The organism is Bacillus sp. FJAT-26390 (assembly GCF_001682865.1).
GTDB lineage: Bacteria > Bacillota > Bacilli > Paenibacillales > Paenibacillaceae > Pristimantibacillus.
Window position 1 is genome coordinate 962,445 of sequence record NZ_MAQX01000011.1, and the last position, 20,876, is coordinate 983,320.

Genomic DNA, 20,876 nt, shown 5'->3' on the forward strand with positions numbered 1-20,876 from the left:
TTCTACCCCCTACCTTCGGTCGCTGACAAGCTTTTGCGGAAAATGAAAAACACGACCGCCAGCACAACCGAAATGACAATAAAGTAAATCCAGCCCATGGCAGAGCCATAAGCGTAATTATTTGTTTTGAATACGTTGTTCATAATGTGATTCATAATTTGATTATCCGTTTTGGTGAATGAGTTCACGACGCTGTACAGCGTATTTACGAACATCATCGGCATAATCATCGGGAACGTGATTTTCCAGAAGCTCTCCCATTTCGTCGCTCCATCGCATTTGGCAGCTTCATATAGCGCGGGAGAAATCGTCTGCAAGCCAGCTATGAAAATCAAGATTTGCACGCCCGAGTCCCACATAACGAGAGTTAATGAATCTGCATATTGCAGAAGCGGATCAAGAATGCTGTCCGGAATAAACGCATTCAGCTTGCTGTACAGATCGTATTGATAAAAGATCGGGAGCTGGGCCGCGCCCTGCTCCAGCAATTCTCTTAAAATCGCGCCTGACGCGATAATGACCGGCAGGAAGAAGATGCCGCGAAACAGCGTGCGCCCGCGAAATTGGCGGTTAAGCAGCAGCGCGCTGAACATCGCAAATATAAGAATGAGCGGCACCTGCGAGAGCATCGTGGTCAGCGTCGCTTGCAGCAGCGGAACAAAATCGATGTCCGTCGTGAAAGCAGCGCGGTAATGGGTTAAGCCGGCATAAGAAGCCCTCAAGCCTTCCTTCGTCACTTCCAGATTGTTAAGCGAGTAGTATAGCGACTTGCCGAGCGGAATGACCATGAACAGCAAGAAGCCGATGATCCATATGGAAATGAACGAATAGCCCTCAAAGATGTGGCGGCCCCTCATCGAGAGTCCTAATTTTTTGCCCATGCTCATTTCCCTCCGTTCTGCATGAGATAACCTGCCGCTGGAACTGAATTGCCTTCAATTGTTGCCGGAGCTCCGCCGTAATTGACGAAGACCTTCGTGCCATTCGCATATGTCGTTCTATACACGCTGCTGCTCAGCTTCTCATGATCCGCAATCGGCTGATTCGAGATCGCTTGATAGATTTGCTCAAGCTCCTTATATTGCTCGGCGGCGTCATCGAGCCACGTCGTATATTGCGAGCTCCAAAGGCGATCTTCCAGCGTTCGCTGCAGCTTCGTCGTTGGCTCATACGTCAGCTCAAGGCTTGGCAGCGCACCGTATTCCACGCTCCGAAGCAGCTCGTTCTGCGCGTCATTGCGCAGATTAATCGCATTAGCCGAATAAGGAACCAGGCCGCGCACCGCAATCTGATAAAAAGGAACCGTCTCGTCATTGTAGATAAAGTGGCTGGAATCGAGCGGCGCCCCGCTGATGCCGTCAATGTGTCCGAGCATATAAGCAAAGCCGTAATCGACGGACGTACCGCCGGTTGCTTCACGAATTGCGTCGGTTGCCTTCACCCAAGCGGCTGCCGTCTCGCCGCGCGAAGTTTGCGACTTCGGATCGATATCCGAATAAAGCGTATCTCCCCAATAAGCAAGATGAACGCCGGCAATGCCCAGCTTCGCATAATCCTTCAGCTCTTTATCCAGATGTTTGCTGATAACCCGCTCCGGCTTCATCCAATAGTAGAGCCTGCTGTCGTCGTTCCATCTGCTGCCTACGAAATAATCGGTGCTTGGCGCGACCTCGCGGTCCATGCCGCGAATCGCGTCTTTCGCTTTTTTCATGCCGTCGCTCTCGGAGAAGGCGCGCGCGTAATTCGCTTCCAAATAAAGCGATACCCCTTTGTTCGCCGCATAGGCAGCCAGATCCTTAAGGTCCTTCGCCCCGCCAAGCTTCTTCTCGACAGGGAAGTGGTCGGGCTGATCGCCGTACAAGCCGTCTTCCGACCAGCCGGAGAACGTCAGCTCGAGGTTCGTTATCCCTTTTTGCTGGAATGCATCAATGATTTCACGCGCTTGATCGAAAGTTGTCATGGAAATAAACGTACTGCCAAGCACCTCATCGCGCAAAATGCCGCCAAGCAGCTTCACCTTTACGGGAACCGCCGTTTGCTCCACCGGCTTCACGCCTTGCTCTTGCTGCAAATATTTGCCGTATGCCTGCGCCAACCCGACATAATCCGCTTCCTGATCCTGCAGCAGAACATAACGCGTCTGCCGATCGCCTTTGATCCAATCGCCTTGGAAGAACGGTATTTCCCCTGATGTTCCGATAAAAATAACGTCGCTCCACCGGTAGATAAACTCCGCTGACGTCCGGTAATAGGAGATTGCGCGGATGCCGGAAGGCGTGCCATTGATTTTCGCATCATACTGGCCCTTCGTTACGATACCCAAAGAGCCAACTTCGTTTCGGTAATTGCCGAATACCGGCAGCGCGACCATCTCTTTCGGAGCAAGCTTCTGTCTCCACATTTGGTCGATGTTCTCATGCGACTGCGTCACGTAAGCCGGGTCCGCTCCGTAAATCGTTTCCGAATAGCCGGCAAAATATTGCGGATGCTTCGCGCTGTATTTCATGAGCGCCCCTGAGCCGTCCGGCAGGAAAATCGCGCCTTCCTCGGTATCCGCAGCTGCATTCCAGAAAGGCAGCGGCTCGATACTGACGAATTTCGCTTTGCCTGCTTCTTTAATCGAAGCCTCGGGAACGGTAAGCTCGAAGCCGTTCTCGACGAGGCGGTACTCTATCGCAAACTCAAGCTCTTCCTTTACGAATTGGAAGGTTACCTTCGCTCCGCCGTCGATCGTCTCGATTTTCAGCTTATTTTCCTTTTCCTTCGTCAAATACGTTTGAACGGTATCCGAGCCCTCCGTATATTTCACGTGCACGGCCGCATCCATAAACTTCTTGTTGTTAGGCATCGTCGTTCGAGGCAGCTGCGGTGTGCCGAGCCACTCCTTGCCTGTTCGCTTATCCACGAGGCGCACATTTCCTGTCTTCTCATCGATGTACATTTTAAAGCCGGCGTTCTCTGCGATCTGCTTCTTAGCCGATACGGGATAAAGCTTCACTTCGCCCGTGGCAGCAGGCACCGCAGTGTCCGTCGCAGCCGCAGCCGCCGGCGCTTCTTCAGCAACGGGCGTATCCGCCTCCGCATCCGCAGTGGTCTCCTGCGATGCAGCTTCGCCTTTGCCGGCTTCCGCTTCCGCTTGCACCTGAAGCTTATCTTCCGCGGTCCCGAAGTGAGGGAATATGCTGACAACGAGCAGCAGCACCGCGATACCAAGCCATTTCCGTTGTTTCCTCATCTCGTACACCTACCTCCGGAAGTTTATTTCTTTGAACATGTCTACGACAAAGTTAATGAGCTGATTGACCAGGCCAAACATCAGGATGCCGATAAACCAGATAATCAAGATGCCAACGATGCTAAGCACCGTAATCCAGATCATTTTGACCAGCTCAAAATCGTGAACGATCCTTACCTTCAGCAGAAGCAGCCAGCCCGCCCAATAAATCGTGAAATTGATCAAAAACGAATAAATACCGCTTTCATCCAGAGCCAAAACATTCGTGAGCAGCGTGATCGGGATGATAAAGATCGCATAAGGCACCAGCGCGAACGCGCTGCCGACGAACACTTCCTTGAACTTTCCTTCGCCCTCAAGAATCGCGCTTACGCCCCAATTGGACACCGTCCAAGTCAGCCAAGGCACGACGATCCAGATCAGCTCATGCACGAGTGACACCTCATAGTTTTCTCTCGTCTCGAAGGCGTAGCCCGTAATTAGAATCGCAATCATCCTTGCGACATAAGCAAGCGCGACGATAAACAGCGCCTGCCCCCATTTAATGCGGCCCGGCTCCTGGATGTCGTGGTAAAAGTCGATCGGGTGCACGAGCACTTGCCGCATCATTTTAAAGGTTGCGATCATGCTGCACCCCTCCCTTCATGTGAACGGCTCTAGCCGTATTGCGGGCTGCCAGCATGGCGGACACCCTTCGCCATAGGAAAGGCATAACGTACCGCAGAGCGATGATAAGGACAATGATGGCTAGACATATCCAAGCAAAATGCTCTCTAACATATTCCTTCCGGTATTCCTTGAACGCGACCGAATAATCGAACCGTGATCTTGCCAGCTCGAAATACGTCATCGCATCCTTGTAGTTTTCCGCTTTGTAAAGCGATTTGCCAATCGCGAGATAGGCGAGGTCGAAGTTGGCATTCAAATGCAGCACCTCGTTCCACATCCCCTCTGCCTCCTTATACCGCCCGTCTACAAATAACCGCGACGCGTTATGCACGAGATCGGCAAACGGCGTCGTTCGGAACAAGTCGATCCGGTTGCGCCCTTTGTCTACCACGTAGACGGTGCCGTCCTGCGACTGCGCAAGGCTGGACGGCGTGATGAACAAGCCGTTCTGGTCTCCGAGGCCGCCGAACACGAACAAGAAATTGCCAAGCTTATCGTACTGGTACACCTTGCTGGATTGCAGATCAAGCGCGGTAATGACGCCGTCCTTGTCTACGGCAAGGTCAAGAAACGAAGGCACCTCGAACGGGCCAGCCTCTAATCGTCCACCGTACCTCTTAGGAACAACATTGAGCGTGTCGACCCCTACGGGCGACAGCCGCTTCAATTGATTCATTTCCGTTCCAAGCGTCGACGTATAAATAAAGCCTTCGGCATCCTGCACGGCATTCGAGAACTCCAGCGGCTTCACGACAGACAGCTTCGCCTTCTGCTCATCGGTCGCGACAAGCTTAACGAACAGCCTGCTCCAGCTGAAGCCAACATGGTTCGCGCCGTAGAAGCCCTTGAACTGACCGTTCGGATCAATTTGGATAAGCCCCTGCGTATTGCCGTCACTCACGACGAACATATAGTTCCGCTTGTCGACAAGCAGCTTCGACGGGGAATACGAGAAGGTCGCCCCCAGCAGCGGGCTTTCCGGCTTGCCGAACTGCTTGATGAATTTGCCGTTTGGATCAAAAATAGCGATTCGTTGGTTTTTGGTATCCGCGACATAGACGGTTCCATCCTGCTTCACGTAAACGCCCTTTGGCTCGTTTAGCATGCCGTCCCCTTCCGCATCGCCGATGATGCTCAGCACCTCATGATTCGTATCCAAGTGGACGATCCGGCTATTTCCGGTGTCGACCACGTAAATCGTTCCATTATCAGCGAGAAAAATATCCTCCGGCGCATTAAACGGACCCGATGCCAGATTGTAGCCGTCAATCGAGCTCTCGTACATGTACCCGTTAATCGAGTGAACGTCTTGGCCTAGCTTATTCCTCGTATATCCCTCATAAGGGGAGGCCGCGAACGTTTGAACCGGCAAAGCCGTAACCAGCATCAGTAAAGCGACAGCCGTACTGACAACGAATCGGAATATCGTAACCTGCTTCATCCCGGTTGTCCTCCTACTCTTTCAGACCTGAATGCGCCATCGTTTGCAGCACCAGCCGCTGCGTGACGATAAAGACGATAATCGTCGGCACAATCATCAATAAGCTGGCGGCAGCGAGCGTACCGACACGCGCGACGACGCCGTAGCCGCCGCTTAATGTCTGGATGGCCAGCGGCAGTGATTTCATATCCTGATCGGTCGTATACACCATCGCCGGATATGGATCGTTCCAAGCGGATATAAAGCTGAATAAGGCAAAGGTGGCGATCGCCGGCTTCAGCATCGGCATGACGACAACCCAGAACACCTTCCACTCGGAAGCGCCGTCCATGCGCGCCGCCTCAAGCAAGGCGTCCGGTATTTGGCGCAAAAACTGCGTCATCAGGAACATCCCGATCGGAGCGGCCAAGTATGGCAAAATCATCGCCCAGTACGTATTAATCAGGCCGATTTTGCTAATGAGCAAATATTGCGGGATTTGCACGACCATCGGCGAGAACATGATCGCAAGCACGACCATGTTAAAAATCGCGCTGCGGAACGGCATGTTGTGCTTCGCCAGCGGATAAGCCGCCATCGCCGACACGATGATGCCGAAGCCAACGATGCAGGAGCTGATCAGCAGGCTGTTAAATATAAATCTTGAAAATGGAACGCTCGTAGTTCCCGTGATGAGCAATAGATCGCGAAAATTGATCAGCGTCGGGTTGTTCACGAAAAATCGCGGCGGAAACAGGAACAGCTCGCTTGTTGGTTTAAAGGCGGTAGACACCATGTAAACGAGCGGTGCAAGCATCAAGAGACCGAACAACGTTAGAAATAGATAGAGGAAAAAGCCGCCCCAATCCTTCCTGCCTTTCACTGCGCCAGTCATATCGGTTCAGTCCTTTCCTAGCCATTTGAATATGAGACGGTTGAGTCCAATCATCATGACGAACAGCACAACCGCTATCGCCGCTGCGTAACCCATCTCAAATTTGATAAAGGCGTAATCGAATAAATGCGTCAAAATCGTATGGCCCGCATAAAGCGGACTCGGCAATCCGACGAGCTGCACGCTGACGTCGAATACGGTTAGTGAGCTAACGACTTGAAGTACCGCTCCGAACAGCAATTGCGGCTTAACCGAAGGAACCGTAATGTAGATAAGCTGCTGCCACCTATACTTGATTCCGTCGATTTCGCCCGCTTCATACAGATCCTTGGGCACGTTTTGAAGTCCGGCTAGAAAGGCCAGGAAGCCTACCCCCATGGACATCCAAAGCGAGACGATAATGATGACGGGAACGATTGAATGAATATTTTGCAAAAATAAATAAGGCTCGTCGATAATGCCAAGCTTGGATGCAAAGTAGTTAAGCAAGCCCTTGCGGTCGCCCGCGAACAGATAAAGCCATACGACCGACATCGCCGTTGCGCTCGTAATCGAAGGCGTGTAATAACACAATGTATAGAAAAAGCGGTATTTTTGCGGGATTTGGCTAATGAGCCAAGCCAGCAGAAACGCCATTACGTATCCGACCGGCCCCGTAATGAACGCGAACTTCAGCGTGATGCCAATCGCTTTCAGGAAGATGTCGTCGTCGACGAATAAGAGCCTGTAATTGGACAGGCCGATAAATCTAGGCGCCTCCAAAATGTTGTAGTACGTGAAGCTCAGCACTACCGATGTCACGACCGGTACAATCGTAAACAGCGTGAACAGGATGAGAAACGGGGCGAGAAACAGGTACGATACCCTGTTTCTCTTCATTTCCTGCCACAGCAAGGACAACTTGCCTTGCTTGCGGAGGCGCTCCGCTGCCGGTGCAGCCGCGGTTACCGCCGGTTCTGTGTTCATTTTCACGGACTGTCGCCTCCTTTTGAAGCTGCCTGATCGGTAGATTCGTCGTTTAAGCCAAACTCCTCGCGCTTCTTGCGCAATTCCTTATCGATTTCCTTAACGCCTTCCTCCACCGCTTCACGCGGTATTTTGCCGTTCAATACAATTTGGTTCCAAATATTCGCGATATGCCTTGTCGTGTAGTAACCGCCAATCACAACCTCGCGCTCCTTGAACCATTCCCACTGCTCGAGAATCGCGTCAATATCGGAGGACTGCCATGGCATGCGCTGCAGAGCCTCGATATTAGCGGTATTCCAGCGCGCCTCAACGCCAAGCAGCGCTTCGAGCTCGGAGCCGAATCTTTCCTGCGTATCGGCACTGGTCCACCATTTCAGAAACGCCCAAGATTGGTCCTTCATATCGGTGTCTTTGAAAATCATGCCCGTTTGTGCGAGACCTCCGGTTGAACGGTTAATTTGTCCGTCCTCTTGCTTGATGCCTGGCATTGGCTTCATGCCCCACCAGCCGGTAAGCTCCGGCGCCGCTGTCGAGAGCAGCACGTACGTCGAGTAATCCGCCACCCCGATCGGCATTTCACCGGAGCGGAAACGGTTATAGAAATCGGCCTGCTTCGAAATTTTAAAGTTGGTGAATAGTCCCGTCCACAGCTTGAAAGCCTCCATCGCCTCAGGCGAATCAAGGTTCGAGTATTTGCCGTCTTCCCGGTAGAACTCGCTGTTTTGCTGGAACAGGAACGGCGCGAATTCATTGATCGCAAGCGCCGGGTTGTTCGGGGCATGCGGGTAGAAGAAGTCCATCCCGTTTTGCTGCAAAATCGGAATGAGATCCATCACTTCCTGCCACGTTTCCGGAATTTGATCCTCTTTGATGCCTAGCTGCTGCATAATGTCCTTGCGGTAGAACAGCATATTGAAGTTTTGATTTTCCGGAAGAGCGTAGCTGCCGCCGTTATACTTGTAAGGAATAAGCGCGCCCGGCCTGAAGCGGGCGGCTACCTCGTCGTAATCGTCGTATTCCTCCAAGTTGACCAGCCCGTTACGAACCGCGTAGTCGATCGGAATTTCGCCCTCGACGCCAAGCGCGACATCCGGCGCAAGACCGGCCGTGCTCGCAAGCAGCAGCACCTGCATTTGCTGCGCCGGGATCACGTTGACGTTGACCTTAATGCCCGTCTCCGTCGTAAAGTCCTCATCAATCATTTGCTTGATGATATCGACCCAATCGCGGCCTCTGGCTACCCAGACGTCCAGCACCTTCTCGTCTTCATACACGTTGCCGATGCCACCGTAATTTTTCGTAAAGGAGCTCGTGAAGTCGTAAACCATCGTGCCTGTTCTAGCCAGCCACCCCGCAGCCGGAGTCGGCCAAGCGGTATCTGGCGATTTGATGATCAGATAATCGAGCAGCAGGCTTTGCTTGCTTAGCCCGTTCACCCATGTGCCAAGCGAAGCCTGCAAATCATTGAATTGCAGCATCCGGCCAGGAATCGATGTCGTTTCTTTAGACATGCTCAGGAGCACATCGCGCGCCTCGTAGAGCGTGCTGACCTCCGAGCTGCCTTCATCAACGCCAAGCGCGTACAGACCTTTGATCGTCTCATCGAAGCTTTTTGCCATGAGCTGCAGGCGCGGCACTAGGTTTGCAATATTTTGCTCCAAGCGCCAGTCGCCGTTCGGATCGGGATTTGTTCCCGTTACTTGGATAACCTCACGGCCGAGCAGCGACATTTTGCGGGTCGTGTCGGTAACCGTTTCAAGCATCCGCCCAAGCGCCCCGACCTGCACTTCCATTCGAATCGTATGCTTGCCCTTCTCTAGATAATAGAGATAAGGCTCTTTGCTCTGGCTATCGCCGCCAAATTTTGAAATTTGGAACTCCGACTTATAAGGGAAAGAGATTTCGTTCATTTCTTTAAAAGGAAGCTCGCCGTCAATCGTAACGGTACGCTGCGTCGGCATGCCGTTCAGGAACCATTGTCCATACCGGGCGCCGATTTCGTACAAGCCGCTCTCCGGCACCTCAACTTCCCATTCCGCCCACTGCCCGCCTGTCCGCCAGCTCGCGCCGCCGAACGTATTAAGCACGATCGAATCCTTTTTGAACGGCTCCGTAGCCGGTTCACGGTCCTCGATGCGCTTCAGCGTCGGATCGGACTTCAAGGTTGACAGCTCGGCTTGCACTTTAATGAGCTGGCCTGCCGTTTTCTTGTACCCCTTCTGCTCGTACTCGCCAGCGACCTCGGCGTAAGCCCGCACATGCTTTGGCGAATAAATATCGATTTGCCCGATTGCCGCAGGCTCGCGAACCGCTTGAAGGCGAAGCGTATGCTTGCCCTTCGTCAAATAGAAACGGAACGGCTCGTACGTCTTGCCCTCCGCATCGCGGAAATCGCGGTATTGCCAGCCCGCCGCCTCTTCCCTGCGCGGGTTGAATTCATTGCCTTGATTATCGAACCAAGGCTCGCCGGCTTCCTTCCACATCCGCTGGAATTCCAGTTTTTTTGCTTGGTAGAACGGATATTTGCCATCGATTTGCACGCTCCGCACGATGGATGAGCGCTTGCCCTCCATCGCATAATAGCTCATGCCCATTTGATAATAGCCATCCTGCGGCACCTCAAAGGCATAATCCGCCCAGCTGTCCTCATCGATTAGCGCGAGTGTTTCGCCCGCTAGATCGCCGAGCCCGGATACCATCCGAGTTCCCGATTCGCTGATCGCCAAATAATCAGCGGAAGAAAGCGTGACGCTGTAATCCGAAGTATCCGCCGCGCCCTGCTCGTTCCAGCTGTCTACATATTTATTAAAAGACGGCTCCAGCTTGCTGCTGGCGTCTTCACCTTCCAAAATGGACGATTCATCGATTCCTGCTTCCAGTGCAATGCCAGCCATTGCATCATCGTTGTAGCCTCTTGAATTGTTCCACCATAAGAAGAAACAGAGCAATGCGGCAATGACAATCAATGTTACTTTATACTTGCTTAGCCAACGAATCACCAAGGAGCACCCCCTTGCCATACTAGCGTAAACGGCTGACGTCATCCTCAGGTGGCGCAGCTATCGTTTCGCGATGAAAGTTAGAATTTGTTTTTTGCATTAAAATGCCGAATCATCCTTGATGAGGAAGGATGATTCGGCCCGAGCAGAAGCGATCGTTGACGCAGCCAGCTACTGCTGAAGCTCTTTGAGCAGTTTTTCCTTCTCCGCCTTCAGCTTGTTCTCGATGTTTTCTTGCGTTTGCTGAATGGCTGTTTTCGAGTCGATATTTTTATCAAGCGCAGCGAGCACGCCTTCTACCCATAGCGGCCACGCCAAACCGTCAAGGCGCGTGAAGCGTCTCACCGGAATCAAGCTTGCAAGCTCATTGTAGAACTTGTAATCCTCTTGATCGCCGAGATAAGGATTCGTATGCGCAAGGTACCATTCTTGGCTCGTAATATGCTTGTAGTCCGGTTGGACGGATTGCTCGATCCAGAGCTTCCATGCCGCTTCTGAGGTCGTAATGAACTCTACGAATGCCCATGCCGCATCTTTGTTGCCGCTTTGCGAAGGAATAACGAAGGTCGAGCCGCCCATGCCTACATTCAAGCCAAATGGCATAGTCGTAGCTTTCCATTTGCCTTTTTGATCCGGGAAGTTGATTTCGAGGTCGCGCGCGCCATAAGTTCCCGCTACATACATCGGAGACTCGCCTTTTTTCACGCGCTGCTTGCCTTTATCGCTGTAAATGCCGTCATGCGGAGCAATCTTGAGCTGGTTGACCTGCTTCGAAATATCAAGGAATTTCACGAATTCATCGGTGTTTCGAACCCAGTTCATTTCGCTGTCGAAGTAGCCAAGCGAATCGCCTAACCAGTGAACCGGTGAATCGCGCCATTCCATCGAATACTTGCCGTTTGCTTTCAAGGTTTGGGCAAGCGTGAAGAAATTGTCTGGATCTTGAATGTACTCGCCAAGCTCTACGGGATCAGAGGGCAAGCCAAGCTCTTCAAAAATATCTGCGCGGTAATACGTGACGGCTGGCGTAACATCCCACGGCATGCCAAGCAATTTGCTGCCGTCGATGGAAGACCAGCGGTTCCAGTTGTACTCCGACACTAGGCTTTGATATTTGCCGGCGTCATATTGCGGTTGAAGCAAATCCTCTAGTACGTTTCCTGTGCTGTAGCGCGTAAATTGGCCTTGCTCGACAAGCGCCACATCCGGTGCGCCTTTGCCTGCCGCGAGCGTCGTTTGCAGCTTATCGTGCAAATCAGCAAACGGCACAAAAATCGTTTTCAGCTTAATGTTCGGATACGCCTCGTTGAACGCCTTTTGAAGCGCAGCGTCCTTCTCTTTGTTGTCAAGGAATGTCCAGAACGTCACTTCACCGGAAATCGATGGATCGATGGCCGATTTGACCGTCCCGTCATCCGGCTCGGCATTTTCGGCTCCGCCATCGTTTGTTGCGGTTTCCTTATTGCCCCCGGCATTCGCAGGCGTCGTTTCTTTGCCGTTGTTCACGGTGTTTGTACCTGCTCCGCTTGAGCAAGCCGTAATAAGCATGATAAGTGCCAACATAAAAATGAAAGTGCTTGCAACCTTTTTCATCTAAAAATCCTCCCTCGCATTTTTAAATAAAGCGTTTACATTTAATCTCTTAAACGATATAGTCATTAGTACCTTTCACTGTTTGCCGTGACGGGTGCAATCACTACGTTTAACACATTTGTTAATCGGACCTAACCGCTTAGATGAAGCACTGAAACTTTCTTTTTGTCTTACATGCTGTTATGACTCCCTTTAATGATCAGCAGCATAAAACGCAAACGGCTTACTGCCTGTAAAACGGCCGTTTTGCTTCTAAGGATAAGCAGCCAATGCGTACAGCTAATTTGCATGCTTATCTTTTAATCATTTTGTTAACCGTAAAGTCGGCCATGAGCTTAGACCCTCATAATAACCTTAACTTTATTCGGTTTTCGCTTCACCTCCACAAGAATTAACTAATATATTAATCAATTAATAGTTTTATTACATGATTAGTTTAACATGGATTTTTAGGTTTTCAAGCCCTAATTTGGGTTTCTTTCAATTTTTCTAGTAAGCGTTTTCCACTGTATTTGGCATAGCTCCTGAGAAACCGCGTAACGACGGGATATTTCCCATTTTTCTCCTTTCGGAATAAAACAAAAAAATCACCCTCTTGGGGTGATTAGTATTTTTGTAAATGAATATAGGATTTAAATCGCAAGTCACAGCCTCTTCCCTACCAAAATCCGCTAACTTAATTGCTCTTGTTTTTTCTTTTTGTAGCAATGCCTGATTAAATCCACCGCAGCACTCAAAATCACTAATAGAACCGATTGCAATAATGGCTTAACTAAGCTTGATTGATCATAGATAAAGTAAGCTATTACAAAGTTCCCTATGAAAATAAAGAAGTAGCCCAATATTTTAATCATCTCTTTTCAGGTCTAAGGTTCTATTGCCGAAGATCGGTAATCGCATCCCATAAATTTATAATAAGGGAAAAATTTGAAGTTTACTGTAGTTCAAAAGTATTGTTGACTTGAATGGGTAAAAGAATTCGTGGACAAGGCTTCGGCCTCAACATAAAAAAAATCCCGATGAATTCTACATCATCGGGACTGACTGTAGCCGTTCCACTCTTTTGATCACTGGAAACTTACTTTATCTCCACCGTAAATGGAACGATAAACGACTTGCCGCCGCGTTGAAATTGACCCCATATTTTATACATGCCCGGCTCCGGGAAGCTGGTCGAGAACTCGGCAGTTGGACCGCTCTCATTGCCGTCCTTCGGATGGACATGCAAATAACGGTTCAAATTTTCGCTCAAGATGACGACATGTCCAATAGCTCCTAGGTAAGGCTCCAGATCGGTAATCGGCTTCTTCGTTTTTGCATCGTTTAGCGTAAAGATTAAATCCGCCTCTTGCCCCGATTTGAGGGTCGATATGTCCAGTGAAGCGCTAACTCCGTCTACCTCTTTCGTTAGTGTTGCATCCTTCACCAGCGGCTGTGCGGCTTGCTGCTTGCCATCTACCTTAAGGAGCGACGTTACCGTCATCTGCGCGGAGCCTGTCGGAATAAAATCCGCATACAGCTTGTACGAACCGCCTTTAGGGAAGGCGGTCGTTACTTCAAACTTTCCCTTCCCTTTATAATCGGGATGAATATGGTTGAACGTAGACAAATCCTCGCTTACGACGATAAGATGCATCAGCTTCTCATGATTGACATCGTATTTCTCGATAGGCACTCCAGCCGTGTCAGTTAAGAGCAGCTCGATCGTTGTCTCTTCGCCCGTTTTTGGTGTTGCCGGCGAATATTGCCATTCCAGCTTCACGTCTGCCTCAGAGCTATTTGCATTCTCAGCTTTGCCGCCATGCTCGCTATGATTTTCCGCTGCATCATTGCCTGGAGCATTCTTCGCCGCATTAGCTGCATGACCGCTATGTCCGCTCGCCGCTGCCTCGTTTCCATTTGCTGCTGCATGCTCTGCATGCTCATTTTTCGCTGCACTGCCGCAGCCTGCGGCTAGCAAGCTTAGCACGATTAATGCCGCTGCTGCGGAGCGCTTGCGATATTTTGTTGTTAGTACCGTTTCCTTCACCATTACATTATCTCATCCTTTGCAGCCTAAGCGCATTCAGTACAACGGATACCGAGCTTAACGCCATCGCGGCTCCCGCCAGCCATGGGGCAAGAAAACCGGCTGCGGCAATCGGTATGCCGATCACGTTGTACGCGAGCGCCCAGAACAAATTTTGTTTGATATTGGCCATCGTTACCCTGCTCATCCGAATCGCATCTGCGATACTGTTCAAATCGCCGCGCATTAGCGTTATATCCGCAGCTTCGATCGCCACGTCAGTGCCCCCGCCAATCGCCATCCCGATATCGGCTGCTACAAGTGCCGGCGCATCGTTCATTCCATCGCCTACCATGGCGACCTTTCTTCCTTCTGCTTGCAGCTCTTGCACAGCTTTCGCTTTCTGTTCCGGCAGCACCTCGGCAAGCACGCGGTCAATGCCGACAAGACTTGCGATCGCCTTCGCCGTACGCTCATTGTCGCCAGTGAGCATGATGACTTCTAATCCCATTTCTTTCAAGCGAGCAACGGCTGCCGCCGACGTTTCCTTGACGGTATCGGCTACGGCAACGAGGCCAGCGTATTTTCCATTAACGGCAATGAGCATTACCGTCTTGCCTTCCGTTTCCAGCTGCTGCTGTTCTTCCCTTACCGATTCGATATCAACGCCATGCTTCTCCATCAGCTTCCGGGTGCCTACTAACAATTGTTGGCCTTCTACCTGCGCTTCAATCCCAAAGCCCGGCACCGCCTCGAACTGTTCTGCACTGGGCAGGTCGATTCCCCGAGCCGCAATGCCTGCTACGAGCGCTTCCGCAACCGGATGCTCCGAGCTTCTCTCTGCCGCGCCAACCCAGCTCAGCAGCTTCGCCTCGTCGAAGCCAGCCGCCACTCTAGCATCGGTTAACTCTGGTTTGCCTTTCGTAACCGTACCGGTTTTGTCCAGCACAACCGTATCAATATGATGCGTGCTCTCCAAATGTTCCCCGCCCTTGAACAACACGCCAAGCTCAGCCGCTCTTCCCGAGCCAGCCATAATAGAGGTTGGCGTTGCAAGACCAAGCGCGCAAGGACAAGCGATAACTAGAACGGCAATCGCCTTCTCCAGCGCATTCCCAATGTCACCGGGCTCTACGAAGAAATACCAGACCAAAAAAGCGATTAAAGCCAAAGCCGTTACGATCGGCACGAATATGCCCGATATTCGGTCCGCTACCCGCTGAATCGGCGCTTTTGAGCCCTGCGCTTCTTCCACCACTCGAATAATTTGCGCGAGTGCCGTCTGCTTGCCGACTTTTTCCGCTTGCATGCGCATCGCGCCGTTTTTATTGATCGTAGCGCCGATTAACATATCGCCTTGCCGCTTCTCTACCGGCATGCTCTCACCGGTCAGCATCGATTCATCAACTGTAGAAGCACCCTCCAGCACGATGCCGTCAACCGGGATTTTGTCGCCTGGCTTCACGATCAGCACATCCCCTGCGACTACTTCTTCAATCGCCACGCGCTGCTCAGAGCCGTCCCGAATCACGATAGCCGTCTGGGCTTGCAATCCCATAAGCGTCTTGATCGCTTCGGATGATCTTCCTTTCGCTAATGCTTCCAGCAGCTTGCCAAGCACAATCAGCGTGATCAGCACGGCGCTCGTTTCGTAATAAAGCTCGACCTCGTGCGCGCCATGTCCCGTCTGGCTTAATGTTTGCAGCGTTACGTAGAGACTATAGAAGAAAGCAGCCGAAGTGCCAAGCGCCACAAGCACATCCATGTTGGCAGATCCGTTGCGCAGCGCTTTGAAGGCTCCTACATAAAACGGCCACCCGATTATGAACTGGACAGGGGCAGCTAATGCCAGCTGAAACCAAGCGTTCATAAACAATTCCGGCACCGGAATGAAGTCAGTGAACGTGAAATGCCCAGCCATCGCCCACAGCAGCGGCAGTGAAAGGAGGATCGCAACGCCAAGGCGCAGCTGCTGCATTCTTATTTCACGTTTTTTGTAGTCGCCTGCGCTCTCATCCGAATCATCGGCAAGCTTGATCGTGCCATATCCCAAATCTTTAATCTTGTTCTCAAGCTTCGCATCATCCATGATTTGCGGGTCATAACTGACGGAAGCACGCTCTAATGCCAAATTCACGTTCGCTTCCACGCTGTCCATCCGGTTGAGTCCCTTCTCAATCCGATTGGCGCACGCTGCGCAGGTCATTCCTGTAATTTGAATCGTCGTCTGTACTTTATCCATACTTATTCACCTACCGCACACATACCCTCACGGGGTATATTTTATTGTAAAAAAAGAGAGGCTTACGAAGCCTCTTGATTATTAGCTCATTTACTCATTGTTGCTCGATTGCCTTGCCCTTAAACAACGTCGTAGCCTTGATCCTCGATAGCCGCTTTGACGGCTTCAAGCGTTACCTTTGACTCATCGTATTCAACCGTCACTTTCTTGCTTGCCAAGTCCACCTTGCCTACCGCACCTGCATTGCTAACTGCTTTCTCTACCGAGCTCACGCAATGTCCGCATGTCATGCCCTCTACCTTCAATACTGTGTTTGCCATTTTATATTTCCCCTCTCTTACTTCATTAGTTTGTTAACCGTAATCAGCAACTCATCAATAACTTCATTTTCTCCCGCTTGAATGCGTTCGACGATGCAGCTTTTCATGTGGCCCTCTAGCAACAGCTTGCCGACGCTGTTCAATGCGGATTGAGCCGCAGCGATCTGGTTAAGCACGTCATCGCAGTACGTATCCTTCTCGATCATTGCTTTCACGCCTCTAATCTGGCCTTCAATCCGGTTGAGACGTTTCGTTAAATTGTCTTTCATCTGTTCCGAGTGATGGCTCTTGCGAGGACCAGTCGTATCGCAGCAGTCATCGGAAGCATGGACATGCTCTTTCGACTCCTCATTTAATGTACGTTTGTTCATTCAACATACCTCCATGGGGTATCTCTTTCTGAACTAAATGTATCATACCCCCAAGGGGTATGTAAATAGGCATTTTTATTTTGATTTTTTATTCCGGTAAAGGCACTTTAAATCTAACAAGCAATATGCTACGATCCACATAATCAACTGTAAAAAATAAACAACGAAGCTGCTTGGCATGATAATGTCAACAATCGTTTTCACACAGAGAGGATGAATCGTTATCAAAACCACTATCAACTTTGCCCATCGCGGCGCAAGCGGCTATTGTCCTGAAAATACGCTTGGCGCATTCAAAAAAGCGCTCGAGCTAGGTGCAACCGGCATCGAAACCGATGTTCATTTAACGAGGGACGGCCGCATTGTCGTCATTCATGATGAATCCTTGGCGCGCACGGCCGGACTTAACCAATTAGTGAAAGATACCGATTACGAGGAGCTTGCGAGCCTTGATGCCGGAAGCTGGTTCGCGCCGTCATTCGCAAACGAGCGGATTCCTGCTCTGGAGCAGCTGCTGGAGCTTTTGCAATCAACCGATACCATCCTCAATATCGAGCTCAAAAACGACTACATTCAATATAAGGATATCGAGCACAAAGTGATCGATATGGTTCGCGCTTATCATATGACGGATCGTGTAATTCTATCCAGCTTCAATCATTATTCACTCGCGCTTTGCAAGCAGCTGGCACCTGAAATTCGCACCGGCGTTTTGTACATGGAAGGGCTGTATCGGCCTTGGGATTACGCGAGAACGCTTCAAGCAGACGCGCTGCATGCCTACCACTTTGCCGTATTGCCGGAATGGGTAGCCGAAGCTTCGGATAATGGCATTGACTATAATCCTTTCACCGTTAACGAAATACCCGAAATGGAGCGGCTTCTTGATGCGGGCGTTGCCGGAATCATTACCGATTACCCGGATCGTTTGGACGACTTTCTGAATAGGAGAGGAGCGAAGGCGTAATGAAAAAAACATGGCTGCTCGGGTTCGGTTTTTTCAGCATCAGCATCACATGGGCGCTGTACAATGCATTCGTCCCTTTTTTCCTTGAAAAGTTTTTGACGAGCACCGCGCTTATCGGATTTATGATGACGATCGACAATTACTTTGCCTTGTTTTTGCAGCCATGGATCGGAAGCCGCAGCGATCGTACGAACAGCCGTTTTGGCAAAAGAATGCCTTACCTGATCATCGGCATGCCGCTGGCTGCCTTGTTTGGAGCCTTAATTCCTTGGCATACCAGCCTGCTGACACTCGTTTTGTTTATGGTCCTTATGAACCTGTCGATGAGCCTGTACCGGTCTCCGACCGTCGCGCTTATGCCCGATATTACGCAGGACGGCAAGCGGACGCAGGCGAATGGGATCATCAACTTTATGGGCGGCATCGGATCGATTCTTGCCTTCGCTGGCGGTTCCTTCCTATATGAGAAACATTCCTCGCTGCCGTTTCTTTCATCATCCGTTTTGACGCTCATCTGTTTAGCCATCCTCGTATATGTCATTAAGGAAAAACGAGATGCGATTGCATACACGCCTGCTGAAGAGAAAACCGCCGTGTCGTTCAAGGGACAATGGAACCGCCCTACCCTCTTCCTGCTTGGCGCGATCTTCTTTTGGTTTCTGTCTTATCAAGGCGTTGAAGCCTTCTTCACCCTCTATGGCAAAAATCATTTGCAGCTTACGGAAGGCCAGTCGTCGTTCTCGCTTGCCTTCTTCTCGCTCGCTTTCGTCCTAGCCGCCATACCGAGCGGACTATTAGGCAATCGCTTTGGCAAAAAGCTCATCATCTCGCTTGGCGTCATTGGCCTCATTATTATTTTTGCCGCGATCTCCTTCGTGGACGCCCTGCTTCCTCTTCGCACCTTGCTTATTCTAGGTGGCATTTGCTGGGCGATGATCAACATCAACTCCTATCCCTTTATCGTGTCCCTCGGGAAGGAGCAAAGCATCGGCACGCGCACGGGCATTTATTATTTAATCTCCTCGCTCGCCGCCATTGCTTCGCCGCCGCTCATGGGCGGCATGATCGATCTGCTAGGCTACTCGGTGCTGTTCTACTTCTCATCGGGCGGCATGGTGATCGCGCTGCTCTTCCTTCTCTGCGTCAAGGATAAGGGGCTGTCTAGAGCAGCATCAGAACCAAATGCTTCGACAAGCCTTTAAGCAAAAAAAATCCGGCACTCGCGTCTGTTGACGCGATGCCGGATTTTTTGCTATGCCATTAGTGAATGCTGCCTTTGCTGAATCCGCCGCCCATAACATCGGATACATGCTCGATAGCGATAAACGCATTCTCGTCGATCGATTGCACGATTGCCTTCAGCTTCGCAAGCTCCAGACGAGAAACGACGCAATAAATCATTTGCGTCTCATCCTTGGAATAGCCGCCGCGCGCTTGAATTAAAGTGGTGGAGCGTCCGAGCCTATCGATAATCGCTTGCGACACCTCTTCAAATTCGGCTGAAATAATCGTTACCGATTTGGATTCATCGAGGCCTTCCACGACGATATCGATCAATTTAATCGCAATATAGTATGTAAACATCGAGTACATGGCCGAATCCCATTCGAACACGAAGCCCGCAACTACAAAGATGATAACGTTGAAAATCATGATGATCTGTCCGACAGGCATACGCAGCTTCTTCGAGATCAGAATCGATACAATTTCTACGCCGTCAAGCGAGCCGCCAAAACGAATGGCAAGACCTACGCCCGCTCCTAGAATAAGTCCGCCGAACAATACCGCCAGCAGCTTCTCCTCGGTGAACGCTTCTACATGGTGAAGCAATGATGTCGTTACCGACATGACGATAATGCCGTACAGCGTCGAGATCGCGAACGTTTTCCCGATTTGCTTATAGCCGAGAATCAGGAAAGGCACGTTCACAACGAACAAATATACGCCGAGCGGAAGCGAAGTCAAATGAGCCAGCATGATCGAAATACCGGCAATGCCTCCGTCAATTACGTTGTTGGGCACAAGAAACAATTCCAGGGCAACGCCCATAAGAATCGAACCTATCGTGATGAAAATAAACCTTTTGAGTATCTCTAAAAATGATAACCCCTTGTGCGTCTTTGCCAAAAGCTCAACCTCCGTTTGTTACGAGTTTATCTTTTGACTTTAGCATAAAAGAGTCTTTTTTTCAAAAAAACTACTTTTCAACAAATGGAAAGAGCAGCTTCTGTTTATCGCTTGCATACATGTTCTCCTTCGTAATCGCTTCCGATCCGGTATCGATCATAGGCTGCACCGATTTCCCCGCGTTTAAATCCAGAGCCGCCTTAACCGCCAAATATCCCATATTAAACGGCTTCTGAACGATAATCGCCTGCAGCACATCCTCTTCAAGGTAAGCAATCTCCTCCATCGAATTATCGAAGCCGATCAGCTTCACCCGCGAGACCGCCTGTTTCTCTTTAATCGCTCTTGCCGCTCCGACTACAGTCGGCTCGTTAAGCGCCGCAATTCCTCTAAGATCCGGTTCGGAGCGCAGCAGCTCCAGCGTCATCTCATAAGCCTGCTGCTCCGATGCATTGCTGTACACCGTATCGAGCACTTTAATCGCAGGATTGCCGCCCAAGCGGTCGCGCACGCCGCGCTCTCTTTCCATTGCCGTCGCAGAGCCGCGTACAACGCTTATGATCGCGACCGGCCCATTCTTGCTGGCATCGATTGTATCGAGTAACAGCTGGCCGGCTTTTTTCCCTCCCTCATAATTATCTGTAGCGATAAAGCTGCTGGATATGCCGTCTTTTATGCCCGAATCGACGGTAACGAGTGTAATGCCCGCTTCCACGATACGTTTTGCTACGGGCACGATTCGGTTATAATCTGTCGCGGCTAAAATAATCGCCTGCGGCTTATCGATAATCGCTTGCTCCAGCAGCGCGATTTGCCCGTCGATATCCGATTCGGAAGGCATGCCTGCCACCTCTACATCGACGTTGAACTCCTCGGCTGCCATGTTAACCCCTTGGCGCATCGCTTCCCAAAATTCAACCTGCTGGTCCGTCGTTTTGGGCACGTACAAAAAATGCGGCTTTTTCGGCTGGAGCTTCGAGATGCCCATGTTCAGCAAAAGAACTGCCGCAATCATTATAAGAACGGTGAATAGAAGAGCCCAAGTCCATTTTCGCGTCATG

16 protein-coding genes are annotated in these 20,876 nt (G+C 50.7%); 2 read left to right on the forward strand and 14 right to left on the reverse strand.

What is annotated here, in order from left to right:
* Nucleotides 1-2 precede the first annotated feature (2 nt).
* The 12 genes from A7975_RS15930 to A7975_RS15985 form a co-directional block, all read right to left on the reverse strand.
* The gene (locus A7975_RS15930; protein WP_053372427.1) at nucleotides 3-881 is read right to left on the reverse strand and encodes a carbohydrate ABC transporter permease; all 879 of its coding nucleotides are present in this window, start codon (nucleotides 879-881) and stop codon (nucleotides 3-5) included.
* Nucleotides 882-883: 2 nt separating this feature from the next.
* Nucleotides 884-3,235, reverse strand: a complete 2,352-nt coding sequence (locus A7975_RS15935; RefSeq protein ID WP_065385721.1) for a DUF5696 domain-containing protein — start codon at nucleotides 3,233-3,235, stop codon at nucleotides 884-886.
* A 9-nt stretch (nucleotides 3,236-3,244) separates the two neighbouring features.
* Nucleotides 3,245-3,862, reverse strand: a complete 618-nt coding sequence (locus tag A7975_RS15940) for a YIP1 family protein (protein ID WP_065385722.1) — start codon at nucleotides 3,860-3,862, stop codon at nucleotides 3,245-3,247.
* Nucleotides 3,846-5,345, reverse strand: a complete 1,500-nt coding sequence (locus tag A7975_RS15945) for an NHL repeat-containing protein (RefSeq protein ID WP_065385723.1) — start codon at nucleotides 5,343-5,345, stop codon at nucleotides 3,846-3,848. Before A7975_RS15945 ends, A7975_RS15940 begins: the two co-directional genes overlap by 17 nt.
* 13 nt (nucleotides 5,346-5,358) lie before the next feature.
* Entirely contained in the window at nucleotides 5,359-6,219 is an 861-nt protein-coding gene (locus A7975_RS15950) for a carbohydrate ABC transporter permease (RefSeq protein ID WP_053372431.1), read from the reverse strand.
* A 6-nt stretch (nucleotides 6,220-6,225) separates the two neighbouring features.
* A complete protein-coding gene (locus tag A7975_RS15955) occupies nucleotides 6,226-7,185 on the reverse strand; it encodes a carbohydrate ABC transporter permease (protein WP_065385924.1) in 960 nt (319 codons plus the stop codon).
* Nucleotides 7,186-7,187: 2 nt separating this feature from the next.
* The gene (locus A7975_RS15960) at nucleotides 7,188-10,187 is read right to left on the reverse strand and encodes an extracellular solute-binding protein (RefSeq protein WP_065385724.1); all 3,000 of its coding nucleotides are present in this window, start codon (nucleotides 10,185-10,187) and stop codon (nucleotides 7,188-7,190) included.
* Between the two features lie 171 nt (nucleotides 10,188-10,358).
* Complete coding sequence (locus A7975_RS15965; RefSeq protein ID WP_053372433.1) at nucleotides 10,359-11,780, reverse strand: ABC transporter substrate-binding protein; 1,422 nt, start codon at nucleotides 11,778-11,780, stop codon at nucleotides 10,359-10,361.
* A 1,078-nt stretch (nucleotides 11,781-12,858) separates the two neighbouring features.
* Nucleotides 12,859-13,812, reverse strand: a complete 954-nt coding sequence (locus A7975_RS15970; protein WP_065385725.1) for a hypothetical protein — start codon at nucleotides 13,810-13,812, stop codon at nucleotides 12,859-12,861.
* A gap of 4 nt (nucleotides 13,813-13,816) precedes the next feature.
* A complete protein-coding gene (locus A7975_RS15975; protein ID WP_065385726.1) occupies nucleotides 13,817-16,030 on the reverse strand; it encodes a heavy metal translocating P-type ATPase in 2,214 nt (737 codons plus the stop codon).
* 119 nt (nucleotides 16,031-16,149) lie between these two features.
* On the reverse strand, nucleotides 16,150-16,350 hold the full coding sequence (locus tag A7975_RS15980; protein WP_053372436.1) for a copper ion binding protein: 201 nt from the start codon (nucleotides 16,348-16,350) through the stop codon (nucleotides 16,150-16,152).
* Between the two features lie 17 nt (nucleotides 16,351-16,367).
* A complete protein-coding gene (locus A7975_RS15985; protein WP_053372437.1) occupies nucleotides 16,368-16,721 on the reverse strand; it encodes a metal-sensitive transcriptional regulator in 354 nt (117 codons plus the stop codon).
* A gap of 235 nt (nucleotides 16,722-16,956) precedes the next feature.
* Between A7975_RS15985 and A7975_RS15990 the strand changes: the two genes are divergently transcribed.
* Nucleotides 16,957-17,688: a glycerophosphodiester phosphodiesterase gene (locus tag A7975_RS15990; RefSeq protein ID WP_483295924.1), complete on the forward strand. Its 732-nt coding sequence runs from the start codon at nucleotides 16,957-16,959 to the stop codon at nucleotides 17,686-17,688.
* On the forward strand, nucleotides 17,688-18,890 hold the full coding sequence (locus tag A7975_RS15995; RefSeq protein ID WP_065385728.1) for an SLC45 family MFS transporter: 1,203 nt from the start codon (nucleotides 17,688-17,690) through the stop codon (nucleotides 18,888-18,890). The genes A7975_RS15990 and A7975_RS15995 overlap by 1 nt, the downstream gene beginning before the upstream one ends.
* Before the next feature lie 58 nt (nucleotides 18,891-18,948).
* Here A7975_RS15995 and A7975_RS16000 read toward each other — a convergent pair whose 3' ends face one another.
* Together A7975_RS16000 and A7975_RS16005 are read right to left on the reverse strand one after the other, a co-directional pair.
* Nucleotides 18,949-19,815, reverse strand: coding sequence for a YitT family protein (locus A7975_RS16000; RefSeq protein ID WP_053372440.1), 867 nt, complete (start codon nucleotides 19,813-19,815; stop codon nucleotides 18,949-18,951).
* Between the two features lie 70 nt (nucleotides 19,816-19,885).
* Nucleotides 19,886-20,875, reverse strand: a complete 990-nt coding sequence (locus tag A7975_RS16005; RefSeq protein ID WP_065385729.1) for a substrate-binding domain-containing protein — start codon at nucleotides 20,873-20,875, stop codon at nucleotides 19,886-19,888.
* Nucleotide 20,876: the final 1 nt, after the last annotated feature.